The 12258-nt window shown below is 75.0% G+C and carries 8 protein-coding genes; 3 read left to right on the forward strand and 5 right to left on the reverse strand.

The annotated features are described in order from the left end of the window. Positions 1-378 precede the first annotated feature (378 nt). From WMF24_RS30480 to WMF24_RS30490, 3 genes are read right to left on the reverse strand one after another with little or no spacing between them, the layout of a single operon-like run. Positions 379-2745, reverse strand: coding sequence for a M20/M25/M40 family metallo-hydrolase (locus WMF24_RS30480; protein ID WP_437730927.1), 2367 nt, complete (start codon positions 2743-2745; stop codon positions 379-381). After that, the gene (locus WMF24_RS30485; protein WP_437730928.1) at positions 2742-3437 is read right to left on the reverse strand and encodes a helix-turn-helix transcriptional regulator; all 696 of its coding nucleotides are present in this window, start codon (positions 3435-3437) and stop codon (positions 2742-2744) included. The genes WMF24_RS30480 and WMF24_RS30485 overlap by 4 nt, the downstream gene beginning before the upstream one ends. A gap of 39 nt (positions 3438-3476) precedes the next feature. Next, positions 3477-5726, reverse strand: a complete 2250-nt coding sequence (locus tag WMF24_RS30490) for a hypothetical protein (RefSeq protein WP_437730929.1) — start codon at positions 5724-5726, stop codon at positions 3477-3479. Positions 5727-6075: 349 nt separating this feature from the next. Here WMF24_RS30490 and WMF24_RS30495 point away from each other — a divergent pair, with 349 nt between their 5' ends. Next, positions 6076-6363 carry a hypothetical protein gene (locus tag WMF24_RS30495; RefSeq protein WP_437730930.1) on the forward strand — a complete coding sequence of 96 codons (288 nt, stop codon included), beginning with the start codon at positions 6076-6078 and terminating at the stop codon, positions 6361-6363. Positions 6364-6397: 34 nt separating this feature from the next. Here WMF24_RS30495 and WMF24_RS30500 read toward each other — a convergent pair whose 3' ends face one another. Together WMF24_RS30500 and yedA are read right to left on the reverse strand one after the other, a co-directional pair. Further along, positions 6398-7468 carry an SMP-30/gluconolactonase/LRE family protein gene (locus WMF24_RS30500; RefSeq protein ID WP_437730931.1) on the reverse strand — a complete coding sequence of 357 codons (1071 nt, stop codon included), beginning with the start codon at positions 7466-7468 and terminating at the stop codon, positions 6398-6400. 48 nt (positions 7469-7516) lie between these two features. Then, complete coding sequence (gene yedA, locus WMF24_RS30505) at positions 7517-8737, reverse strand: drug/metabolite exporter YedA (protein WP_437730932.1); 1221 nt, start codon at positions 8735-8737, stop codon at positions 7517-7519. A gap of 155 nt (positions 8738-8892) precedes the next feature. On the opposite strand from yedA, the gene WMF24_RS30510 reads away from it, so the two are divergent. After that, entirely contained in the window at positions 8893-10356 is a 1464-nt protein-coding gene (locus tag WMF24_RS30510) for a PLP-dependent aminotransferase family protein (protein WP_437730933.1), read from the forward strand. 110 nt (positions 10357-10466) lie between these two features. Beyond that, the gene (locus tag WMF24_RS30515; RefSeq protein WP_437730934.1) at positions 10467-12206 is read left to right on the forward strand and encodes a hypothetical protein; all 1740 of its coding nucleotides are present in this window, start codon (positions 10467-10469) and stop codon (positions 12204-12206) included. Positions 12207-12258: the final 52 nt, after the last annotated feature.

Consider the following 12258-nt stretch of genomic DNA (forward strand, 5'->3'; position numbering starts at 1 on the left):
GCGCGCGGAGCGCAGAAGAGAAGAATTTGAACCACAGAGGACACAGAGGACACAGAGGAGAGAGAGAGAGAGAATAGAGAAATAATTATTCATCCCTCTCTGTGCCTCTGTGGTTCCCTCTCTCTTCTCTTCCCTCTGTGCCCTCTGTGCCTCTGTGGTTCCCTCTCTCTTCTCTTCCCTCTGTGCCCTCTGCGGTTCCTCTCTCGTGCGACCAGGCGCGACGCGCCGCCGCGGTGCTGGAGCGACGAACGGGTAAAACCCGCCTGAAACGAGCAGAATTTCGAACCGCCAAGACGCCAAGGACGCCAAGATACCGTCGTCTTGGCGTCCTTGGCGCCTTGGCGCTTCATTTCTCGCTCGCTCAACGTGAGCGGTGGTTTAGAACGAGAACGACGCGCGGACGAACGTCGAGTCCGCGAGCCGGAACGGCCCTCCCATGATGTCCTTGGGCCGCGGCGCGCGCACGAGGTCGCGCGGGAGCTCGTAGGTCTGGTCCATCAGCCGGATCTCGACAGGACCGGAGTCCTCGACCTCCAGCGACCACTCGATGCCTCCCGGCGGCAGCCCCATGTAGGTGAACCCCCACCGGACATCGCCCTTCACCTGCGCCCCGCGGGACGACTCCTCCACGCGCTGGCCGTCCACCTCGGCGCGGAGCACCCGGGTCGGGGACGCCACCTCGGCGAGCAGCCACGGGGCCCCCCGGGGCGAGGCGATGCGGACGCGGAGCGACCTCACGCCGCCGCGCACAGCGTCGCCGAGCACCGTCAGCGACGGCGGCGGCAGCGCGGCGACCGGCGCCTCGGCCTGGCGGGTCACCCGCACGAACGGCACCTCGAACGAGGGCGCCTGCGCGCGATCGTCCGCGAAGTGGGCGGCCGTCCACGGGTCGAGGTCCCTGTCGGCCGAGAGCCAGTGGGCCGTCCCGGCGGCGGCGTCGAGCGCGTAGGCGAGGCTCGCCGGCCGGGGCCGCGCCTCGCTGAAGCCGCCCGTCGCGCAGGCGACGGCGAGCGCCAGGGCGCCCGGCAGCGCGAAGGCGAGCGCGAGCCGCCGCGAGCGGCCGCCGCCGAGGAGCTCGGCGTGCGCCAGGAAGAGCCCGAAGACGAGCGCGACAGCGAGCGCCGGCACCGCCGCCATCGGCAGCCCCAGCGCGACGAAGAGCAGGTACGGGCCGGGCACGGCCAGCGCGACCGCCGGCGCCGCGGCCACCACGAGGAGCGCGGCGTCGGCCCACGCAGGAGGCCACGCAGGAGGCCACGCAGGAGGCCACGCGGCAGGCTGCGCGGCAGGCGCCTCGCCGCGCCGGATCGACACGGCCGCGACGCCGAGCAGGGCGAAGGCGAGCGGCCACGCGAAGTAGAAGCTCGCGCCAGGCATGAACAGGCTCGCCGCGACGAGCAGCAGCAACCAGACGAGCAGCGCGCCAAGGGCGGCGTCGCAGGCCCCGAGGCGCCGCCGGACGAGCCGGTAGCCCGCCGCCGACGCCGCGAGCGCGAGCAGCGCGAGCGCGAGCCGGTACGCGGGCGCGTTGTACGGCTCGAACAGCATCACCCGCAGCACCGGGTGCACGCGCCTGAGCACCCACGCGAGCCCGCCCACCGCGGCGGCGACGCCGGCCAGGAGCGCCAGAAAGGCGAGCGATCCCGCAAAGATACGGCCGAGCGAAGCGGCCCCCCGCCGCCGCGCCAGGGCGACGACGCCCGCGAACAGGCCGCCGACGAGCGCGGCGATCCACGGCACCCAGCCGATCGGGTGCGAGAGCATGTGGGCGCCCCACGTGTTGAAGTACACGGCGTCCCCGCGGTCGCGCTGCCCGAGATCGAGCGCGCCGAAGCGCCGCGCGAGCGACAGCGCCTGATCCCCGGCGTGCTGCACGCTCCGGAGATCGAGGTTGCTCACCGTGTCCGACGGCGCGTGGTAGTGCGCGGCCGCGTCGCTGAAGGCGAAGTTCAGCCCGGGGATCCCGGCCCCCTTGAACACGATGAGGTCGGTGCCGTGACCCATGCGCCGCGCGACCTCGGGGAAGAGCGACGACGCCACCGGGTAGGGCGCGACGCGGGCGAGCTCGCGCACGGGCCACGCGTCCCCGGGCCCCGTGTCGAACATCGCCACGACGCCGCCGGCCCCGCGCGCGTCGAAGTTGAGCGCGATCCGCACCTGGCGGGCCAGCGGGTGCTCGGCCATGAACGCCCTGCCGCCGAGGATGCCGCCCTCCTCCGCGTCCGTGAACAGGAAGAGCACGTCGTTGCGCGGCGGGGCGCCGCTCCTCAGCGCCCGCAACGTCTCCAGCAGCACCGCCACCCCGCTGCCGTCGTCGCCCGCGCCGGGGCTGCCGGGCACCGAGTCGTAGTGCGCCACGAGCGCGACCACCCCGGTGCTGTCCCTGCCCGGAAGCAGCGCCACGACGTTCTCCACGTGCGCGGCGTCGTACGGCAGGCCCCACTGCCGGCTCAGCACCGACGCGCTCTGGACCTCCGCCCGCACGCCGAGCTCCGCGAGCCGCGCGAGCAGGTACGCGCGCGCCCGCCGGTGGGCCTCGGTGCCGGTCGGGCGCGGCTCCGCCGCGATGCGATCGATGTGCTCCCGCGCCCGCTCGGCCGAGAACGCCTCGGTCGGCGCGCTGGCCGGCGCGACGTCCGGTGGACGGCCGAGCTGCGCGACGCGGAGCGCGATCAGCGCGAGGAGCGCGAGCCCCACGGCGAGCCGCGGCGACCACCGCGCGCGCAGAAGCCCTTTGTCGTTCATGGATCTCCCTCCGTCTCGGCGGCGCGGTACCGGAAGTAATCGTCGAGCGTCCGGCCCTCCGCGTCCTCGAAGCGCGCCTCGAGCGTCTCGAGGTCGTGGATGCGATCGAGGCGGAAGCCGCGGAACGCGCCGCGCAGCTCGCACCACGCGGCGAGCGACCAGCCCGTGCCCATGAAGAAGAGCCCGATCGGGAGCGCCGTCCGGACCGAGCGGGCGCCGTCGGCGCGCGTGTAGCCGAAGCGGATCTTGCGCCGCTCGCTCACCGCGGCGCGCAGCGCGGCGAGGTGCGCTGTGGCGCCCTCGGGGATGTGGAAGCTCGGCGCGAACAGCGCGCTCGCGGCGACCCTGGGCCGGAGGCGCTCGGGCAGCGCCGCCTCGATCCGCGCGAGCGCGCGCACCGCGGCGCGCTCGAGCGCCGGATCGGACCAGCTCTCCACCATGCGCGCGCCGAGCACGAGCGCCTCGATCTCGTCCTCCTGGAACATGAGCGGCGGCAGATCGAAGCCGCGGGGTAGCGCGTAGCCGACGCCGGCCTCCCCCTCGATCGGCACGCCCGACGCGATGAGATCGCGGATGTCGCGGTAGATGGTCCGCTCCGAGACCTCGAGCGCCTCCGCGAGGCGCGCCGCCGTCGTGACGCGGCGGCGGCGCAGGAGCTGCACGATCTGGAACAGCCGGTCGGCCCTCCGCATGGCGGCGCGTCCTCGATCCTCCGGCGCCGGCGCGCCGCCTCAGCCCACCGGCGCGCCGTCCTCGGGCCGGCGCGCGAGGCGCTCGGACGCGCGGCGGTAGAGCTCCGTGAGCGGCGCGCGGTGCGCGGCGAGGAGGACCACCACCCCGGCCAGCCACAGGAGCGCGAGCGGCACGAGCGCCGAGGGCGTCGTGTAGAAGAGCACGGGGCGGAACGCGCGCTCCTGCGTGACGAGCTCCCGGTTCACCTGGAGCTTCCTCGCGTAGCTCGGCAGCCCCAGCGCGACGGGCGTCACGCCCTCCAGCACGGCGGCCCCGGGCGCGAGCGAGGCGTCCTTGGCCGGCTCGTACTCCTTCGCCGCCCTGCGCACGCCGGCGGGCGTCGAGACGGCCGTCTCCGCGACGTCCCACCGCTCCCCCTGGTAGCGCCCCGCCGAGACCGCGAAGAGCCCGATGAGCAGCGCGAGGCCGCCCGCGATGAGCAGCACGACCATCGCGGCCGCGCGCGCCGTGCCCCGGAAGAGCCGCCCCGCGAGCCACGCCACCGCCGCCGTCGCGATCCCGACGATCAGCGCGACGAACGTCGCCGGCGCCACGAACCACAGGCCCGCCATGACGAGCCCGCCCAGCACGCGCAGCGCGCGCAGGCGGCCGCGGCCCGCCGCCGCGCCGGGGCGGACGGCGATCCACGCCGCGGCGAAGCCGACCGCCACGGCGAGCGCGTCGCCCGCGTCCGCGAACCACACCGGCCGGTCGCCGCCGAGCAGCGCGATCGGCAGCACGCGCTCGGGCAGCCCCACGGTGAGCGCCACCCGGCTCGCGGTGAGCGGGTAGCTCGGCATCGGCAGCGCCAGGGATCCGCCGACGGTGCGGAGCGCCGCCTGCGCCAGCGACTGCACCTGGATCGTGTGGCTCCCCGTCTGCAGCGGGACGAGGACCTCCTCCGCGGCCGCGCCCTGGTGCATGATCCGCTGCGCCTTGGCGTCGGTGGCGAGGTAGATCGGCCGCCCCCCGGGCGCGTACGTCAGGTAGTCGATGCCGTTGTTCTCGTAGCTGAGCACGTCGTCGGCCACGAGGTCCCCGCGCTCGGTCAGCACGAGCGTGCGGCGGTGGTCGCGCACCACGGCGGCGAGCACCTCGACGCCCGCGAGCGGCTCGACCTGGACCTCGACGCGCTGCCCCCGCTTGACGAGCAAGAGCCGCGACGTCGCCTGCGTGCGCGGGATCGGCGACTCGGCCGCGTCGACCTGGCGCGCGTCGCCCTTCACGGTGAGCCGGTGCTCCGCGTCGGACTCGAACAGCCACCACTCGTAGGCCGAGCGCGGGTCGGGCGAGAACACGCCGACCTTCGGGAGCGTGCCCGAGATCGTCATCTCCGCGGCGCGGCCCGAGGTGGGCAGCACGAGCTCGCTGCCCTCGACCCGGAAGCCGGTCGCGCCGGACACGTCGAGCACCTTCTCCCCGAACGCGAGCGGCAGGCGCACCACGCCGAGATCGGTGCCCGACCGCAGCACGAGCCGGTACTCGAAGCCGATCTCGCGCCCGACCCGCACCGCGCGCGAGAGCTGGAAGACCGTCGGGCCCGCGATCTGCGCCGCCGCGCCCCCGTCGGGGCTGAAGTGGAGCGCCGCCCCCGAGAGACCGGAGAGCCGCGCGCCCTCGGCGACCGAGCCGCCGGTCACGTCGGCCTCGAACGTGTTGAGCGGGCCGGCCACGAGCAGCGTGAGATCGCCCTCGAGCGACAGCGTGCCCCGGAGCACGAACCGGCGCGCGGCCGTCCAGAGATAGTAATGGTTCCCCTCGAAGCTGATCGGCGCGGCCTCGCGGCGCGACGCGGGCCGCCCGTCGTCGAGGATCGCCTCGATGCGGACGTTCGACGGCGGCCCGAAGAGCGGCACGGCCACGGGGCCGTCCGAGAGCACGCCGCCCGTGAGCTCGAACTGGAGCGGCCCCTCCCCCACCGCGCCGGTGATGCGCAGCCGGTCGAGCGCATAACAGCGCTCGGTGCACCCGCCGCCGGGGCCGCGGCGCTGCTCGACCCAGCGCGAGAGCATCTCGATCTGCCCTGCCCACGAGTCCGCGGGCGGCGCGGCCGCCTGGGCCTGCGCCGCAGCGCCTGCCTTCGCGGCGGGCGCTGCAGGCGCCGCCGGCGCCGCGCCCGCGGCAGGCGTCCCCGTCGCCTCGCCCCCCGCCTGCCCCAGCGCCAGCGAGGGGATGGCGAGCAGCAACAACACCAGGAGCAGCCAGGAGAGCCTTGAACGCGCGGCCTCGTTCGAGCGCGCTAGCGACATAGGGAAACTCCCTTCCTTGATCTGCCGAGCGAACACGATCGCCGCCGCAGCGTCCTCATCAGACTACCGGGTGAAAAACGACTGCAACAAAATCGGCAACGGCGCTTGACAGTTAACGCGTCGCGTCGCAGTGTCGTGACGACGCGTTTGTGCCCTCCGACGAGGCCGCGAATCCGGCTCCGTTCACTGGCATGGTCGCGCACAGGGCCCCCGGGCTCCAGGTCCACAGCGCATCTGGCGGGCTCGCGGGAGCGAGCGACGCGCACGGCGTCGGGGGCCACCGCTCGATTCATCATCTCGGGTCGCCCGCGTGCATCGCGGGGGGACATAACGAAGTGGGAGGCAGATCATGAGTGAGATCCAGAGCATCACCGAGCCGAAGGCCGAGAACAGCGTGAACGGGACCGCCGCGCCCGCGGGGCAGACGGAGGCGAGCGCCGGGGCGCCGGCGACGAAGCCGCCCTTCGTCGAGACGCTGCGCGCGCTGGGCACCTCCTGGGCGGAGGTGGCCATCGGTTATGGTCGGGTCGCGCTCGAGAACGCCGCGCGCGCCCTCGATCGCACGGCCGGGAAGCTCGGCGAGCTTCAAGGCAAGCTCAAGAAGGGCGACGAGGCCGCGGCCGAAGGCGCCCGCTGAATCCTCGCTCCGGCGCGCCGCCGGGCGGCGCTCATCAGGGCGCTTCCGGCGGCGCGGGGACCGGCGCGCCGCCGATGTCCAGCGCGACGGCGTAGATCGAGCCGGCCACGCCGCCGACGTAGAGGGTCCTCGGGTTGAAGCCGGGGCCCGATCCGAACTGCGCATTGGCGACCGAGGTCGGGAAGGTCGCGAGGAACTCCGGCTCCCCGAGGGCGGCGCCGCCCGCGTCGAGCCGCACGCGATAGAGCTCCTTGTCCCTCGTGTCGATCGTGTACAGGTGACCGCACGAATCGAGGACGAGCCCGTCGAGCACGGCGGACGTCACCGTGGCCACGAGCGCCGGCCGCTCGCGCTCCTCATCGAGCGCGGCGAGGTCGATCCTGCGGATCTCGCCGGCGGAGGCGTTCGTATAGAAGACGACCCGCCGCGCCGGGTCGAACACGATGCCGTTCGGCTTGCTCACCTCGGGCTCGCCGGCCGCGATCTCGTCGACGCTCGCGTCCGGGTTGAGGCGAACCACCCGGTTGCCGCCCATCTCGGTCGCCCAGACGTTGCCGTCCGCGTCCACGGAGAGGCCGTTCGGCGCCGAGAGGCCTTCCACGTAGTCGTCGACGGCGCCGGTCGTCGAGATCTCGACGACGGCCCCGCTGTCCGGCTGCGCGGCCACGAGCGTCCCGTCGGGCCGGTACCTCAGCCCGAGCACGGTGCCCGGCAGCGACGCGAAGTTCGACGTCTGCCCGGTGGCGTCATAGCGAACGAGGTTCGGCCCCTGCTTGGCCACGATGTGGCCGCGGCCGTTGAACGCGAAATCCTCGCTACCGCTGAACACGTCCGTGATCCGCGTCGGCTCGAGGGGCCCTGCCACGAGCTCCGCGCACTCGCCCGTCGGGCCCGCGCCGGCCCCGCCGATGCCCGCGCTCACGTCCGTCGTCCCGCCCGCCCCGCCGGCTCCCCCGCCGCCCCCGCTCGAGGTCGTCGTGGCGCCGGCCTCGCCTCCGCCGCTCGACGCCGCGCCGCCCGCCGCGCTGCTGCCATCGCCGGCGCACGCCGGGAGCGCCCCCGAAAGGAGCAGCGCCCATCCGAGCAGCCGGTAACCTCTGTTCATCGACTCGCCTCCTCGCGGCGCACACTACACGGCGCCCCCCCGCATTGCCTACGGCGTACGGCGCGCCGTCGACACGATGAGGACGCCGGCGCCGATGACGGCCGCCGCCACCCAGGTCGCGGCGGAGGCGCGCTCGCCGCCGAGCACGATGCCGAGCGCGATGGCGATGATCGGGTTCACGTAGGCGTAGCTCGTCGCGATCGCCGGGCGCGTGTTCCTCAGCAGGTACGTGTACGCGCTGAGGCCCACGATCGAGCCGAACACGACCAGATAGGCGAGCGCGAGGAGCGACCGCGACGACGGCGCCTCGACCAGGCGCTCGCCCGCGAGCGCGCTGATCCCGAGCATCACCGCGCCGCCGGCGAGCATCTCCGCCGCGACCGCCATCGGGCCGTCGGGCAGCGGCGTCGTCCGGCTGTACAGCGAGCCGAGCGCCCACGCGACCGGGGCGAGCACGATGAGCAGCGCCCCGGCGTGCTCCGCGCGGAAGTCGCCGCCGAGGTGGAGCAGCGCCGCGCCAGCGAACCCGACGAGCAGCCCGGCCCACTCGCCCCGCGACACCTCCGGCGCGGCGTGCGGGCCGATCGCGCCGCCGCGCGCGGCCCGCAGCGTGGTGAACAGCGCCAGCCAGAGCGGCATCGTCGACACGACGACCGCGGCGACGCCGGAGCTCACCCACTGCTGCGCCACGACGACGAGCCCGTTGCCGGCGACGAGCAGCAGCACGCCGACGCGCGCCGCCGCGCCCCACTGCCGCAGCGTCGGGCGCGGGACGCCGCGCAGCCGGAGCGCCCCGTACAGCAGCGCGCCCGCGGTCACGAAGCGCACCCCGGCCAGCAGGAACGGCGGCAACGTCTCGAGCGCGACCGAGACGGCCAGGTACGTCGAGCCCCAGACGACGTACAGCGCCGCCAGCGAGAGGAGCACGAGCCAGCTTGCCCGGGCCCTCTCGAGCGCCGCCCGCGCCCTGTCGAGCGCCGCCCGCGCCGTCCGCCCCGCGCCGTCCGCCGCCACCTCGAGCTGCGCCGGCTCGAGCGCCTCCACGACGAGGAGCCCTCGCCCCTCGCCCCCGTAGCTGGCCCCCGCCTCCAGCACCACGTCGTCCGGCGCCCCCTCGCGGGTGATCCAGACCGTGCCGGCGGTACAGCTCAGGAGCAGCGGGCTGCCCCGCAGTCGGTGCGTCCACAGGCTCCCCTTCCCCAGGAGATCGATCCGCGCTGCGCCTCGGACGCGCGCCTGCGCCTCCGGAGCAAGTGAGGTCAATTTCATGTACCGGAGCTTGCGGTCTGGCGGGCGACCGGCACAGAGGCAGTCCTCCGGGCATTGAGACCGGTACAGTTGCGGGAATAGACGGCTGTGCTGGTCCTTACGCCCGCCTGCTGTACCGGTGCCGCAGGGGTCGCCCGGTTGTACACTCGCCCGTCGTGCAGGCGCTCATCGAGCCTCAGCCCATCGAGCCTCAGGACGACGCCCACCTCTACGATCGCGTCGCCGCGCACATCGCCGATCTGATCGCGCGCGGCACGCTGCGGCCCGGCGACAGGATCCCGTCGGTGCGGCGGCTGAGCCGGCAGCAGGGCGTCAGCGTCGCCACGGTGCTCCAGGCGTACCTGCAGCTCGAGAACCGGGGGCTCATCGAGGCGCGCCCGCAGTCGGGGCACTACGTCCGCGCCCGCCGCGCCGTCACGCTCCCGGAGCCGCGGGCCGCGCGCGCCAGCAGCACCGCCACGCGGGTCAGCGTGAAGGCCCTCGTCACGAAGGTCTACCGGGCCACGCGGGATCCGCACATCGTCCCCTTCGGCGCGGCGTGCCCGAGCCCCGAGCTCCTTCCCACCGAGAAGCTGAACCGCATCCTCGGCGCGATCGCGCGCGGCGCGGGCGGCGCGGGCGTCTCGTACGACCCGCCGCCCGGCCTGCCGGCGCTGCGGCGGCAGATCGCGCGGCGCTCGGTCGAGTGGGGCGTCGCGCTCGGCGCGGACGACATCGTGACGACGGTCGGCGCCATGGAGGCGCTCCACCTCTGCCTGCGCGCCGTCGCGCGCCGCGGCGACACGGTCGCGCTGGAGTCGCCGATGTACTACGGGCTCCTCCAGCTCATCGAGAGCCTCGGTATCAAGGCGCTCGAGGTGCCGTCGCACCCCCGCACGGGCATGGACCTCGACGTCCTCGAGGAGATGCTGGGCCGCCACCGCATCAAGGCGTGCCTCGCGATCCCGAACTTCAACAACCCGCTCGGCAGCGCCATGCCCGACGAGGCGAAGGAGCGGCTCGTCGCGATGCTCGCGCGCCGCGAGGTGCCGCTCATCGAGGACGACATCTACGGCGACCTGCACTTCGGCGACGTCCGCCCCCGCCCGGCCAAGGCGTTCGATCGCAAGGGGCTCGTGATGCTCTGCTCGTCGTTCTCGAAGACGATGGCGCCGGGCTACCGGGTCGGCTGGACGGCCCCCGGCCGCTTCCTCGACGAGGTCGAGCAGCTGAAGTTCGGGCAGAGCGTGGCGTGCGCGACGTTGCCGCAGATGGCGGTCGCCGAGTTCCTCGAGATCGGCGGGTACGACCACCACCTGCGGGCGCTCCGGCGCCGCCTCGCCGCCCAGGTCGCGCGCATGAGCGAGGCGATCGCCGAGCATTTCCCCGCCGGCACCCGGGTCTCCCGCCCCGCGGGCGGCTTCGTGCTCTGGGTCGAGCTGCCGCCCGGCACGAGCGCGCTGGACGTCCACGAGCGCGCCCTCGAGCACGGCATCAGCGTCGCGCCGGGGCCCATCTTCTCGGCCAAGCACCGGTTCTCGAACTACATCCGGGTGAACTGCGGCTACCCGTTCACCGACCTCATCGAGCACGCGGTCCGGACGCTCGGGCGGCTCTGCGCCGAGGTGGCCGCGGCGTGACGCGCCGAGGTGGCCCCCCGCGCGCGCTGGATGCCGTACCCGCCCTGAAGTAGAACCTCGTCTCTCGACAGCGCGCCGCGACGACAGCGCGCCCCGACGAGCCCACGACCTTGCGTCCCCGACATCCAGCGCCCCGCCCGTCGCCCGCGCCTCCTCCGGCGCCTGCGCCCCGCCCGTCGCCCGCCCGCGCGGCGCTGGCGCTCGCGGCCCTGCTCGCCGTCGCTCCCGGCTGCCGGGGCGGGGCGGCCGCCTCGGCGGGCGCGCCGGCGCCGGAGGTGCTGCGCGCGCTGCCCGATCGCATCGACGGCAGCACCCTGCTCGGCCGGGACGCGCAGCGCGCCGTCCAGGCCGGCGCGGGCCCGCTCCGGGTGGTCGGCGCGGACATGGTGTCCGAGGGCGACCGCCTCGGCGCCTTCGTCGAGGTGCCCGCCGGCGAGTGCATGCTCGCGATGGCGCGCGTCTCGCCGACGATCGGCGACGTCGACCTGTTCGCCTTCGAGGACGACGGCAGCGCGTTCTCCACGGACGAGGCCGCCGACGCGCGCGCCTCGATCCTCGTCTGCCCGCCGCACCCGCGGCGGCTCTACGTCATGGCGCGCGTCATGTCGGGCGCCGGGGCGGTCAGCGTCGGCGTGCAGGGCGTCCCCGAGAAGGCGGCGGACGCCGTCGCCCGCGCCGTCGGCGCGCGGGGCAGGGCCGGCGACGAGAGCGGCCGGCTCGAGTCGTGGCCCGGGCTGGAGGCGAAGGTCCGGGCGCACCGCGGCGCGATCGGCGCGCGCTGGGAGGACATCCGGCGCGTCACGCTGCCCGTGGGCTCGCGGACCGCGAGCCGGATCGGCGCCACCCTCGACGGCGGCCGCTGCCTCGACGTGCTCGTCTCGCCGAGCGACGAGGTCGCCTCGCTCGAGGTGGTCGCCGAGGACGAGACCGGCAGGATCGTCGCGCGCGCCCGGGAGCGGGGCCCGGACCGCACGCTGCTCCTCTGCTCGACGGTCGCCGTGGAGCTCTCGATCGCCGTCCGCTCGCGGGGCACGCAGGGCCTCGTCGCCGTCGTCGTCGGCCGCTCGCAGCCGGGCGCCGAGGCGGAGGTCACGGGCGCCGCGCCGATCGCGCGCGTCACCGAGGGCCGCGACCTCGCCGAGGTGCGGGCGGAGCACGGCCGCGCGATGGCGAGCCGGGGTTACGGCGCGCCGCGCGTGTCGACCGGGGCCGCGCGGCTCGGCAGCCGGACGACGCTGCCCATCGAGCTGCCGGCCGGCTGCGCCCGCATCGACGTGCTCGCCGGCAGGCCGCTCGCCGACGTGCTCGCGGAGCTCTGGAGCGACGATCACACCCTGCTCGGCCGCGCCCGCGGCGGCGCCCAGGCGACGCTCTTCACGTGCGGCGCCGGCGGCCCCGCCCGCGTCGACGTCGAGTCGATGGCGCAGCCCGGTCCCTTCGCCGTGGAGGTCCGCAAGGAGCTCAAGGCCCCGCCGGCGCTCGTGGCCCGCCCGATCGCCGCCGCGCGGCTGCTCGGGCGCATGAGCGCGACAGGCGCCGGCGACGCCGGCGCGGCCGCCGCGGCGCAGGCGGTCGCGCTCGACGCGGCGCGCCTGAAGATCCTCCCGCTGCAGATCCCGCCCAACACGTGCGTCGAGGTCATCGCGGCGCTCGACGCCGAGGGCGCCGGCGTCGACCTGCGGCTCGTCGACACCTCGACGGGGGAGAGCTCGCTCGCCCGCGCGCGCCACGTCGTGTCCGACAGCCGCTGCGCCGGCGCGGCCCCCGTCCCGGCCTCGATCGAGCTCCGGCTCGCCGCGGGCAAGGGGGAGGCGCTCGTGCTGACCCGCACGACAGCGAGGACGCCCTGAGCGCGGCCGGGGCGCCCCGACCGGCGCCGCTGCATCGCTTGACACCGGGTGC

This window comes from Sorangium sp. So ce1335 (assembly GCF_051521615.1).
Classification (GTDB): Bacteria; Myxococcota_A; Polyangia; order Polyangiales; family Polyangiaceae; genus Sorangium.

What these genes read in the sequence shown, in the direction of transcription:
- WMF24_RS30500 (WP_437730931.1), bottom strand. Translation starts at nt 7,468, where the DNA reads ATGAACAGAGGTTACCGGCTGCTCGGATGGGCGCTGCTCCTTTCGGGG.
- WMF24_RS30495 (WP_437730930.1), top strand. Translation starts at nt 6,076, where the DNA reads ATGAGTGAGATCCAGAGCATCACCGAGCCGAAGGCCGAGAACAGCGTG.
- WMF24_RS30485 (WP_437730928.1), bottom strand. Translation starts at nt 3,437, where the DNA reads ATGCGGAGGGCCGACCGGCTGTTCCAGATCGTGCAGCTCCTGCGCCGC.
- yedA (WP_437730932.1), bottom strand. Translation starts at nt 8,737, where the DNA reads ATGAAATTGACCTCACTTGCTCCGGAGGCGCAGGCGCGCGTCCGAGGC.
- WMF24_RS30480 (WP_437730927.1), bottom strand. Translation starts at nt 2,745, where the DNA reads ATGAACGACAAAGGGCTTCTGCGCGCGCGGTGGTCGCCGCGGCTCGCC.
- WMF24_RS30490 (WP_437730929.1), bottom strand. Translation starts at nt 5,726, where the DNA reads ATGTCGCTAGCGCGCTCGAACGAGGCCGCGCGTTCAAGGCTCTCCTGG.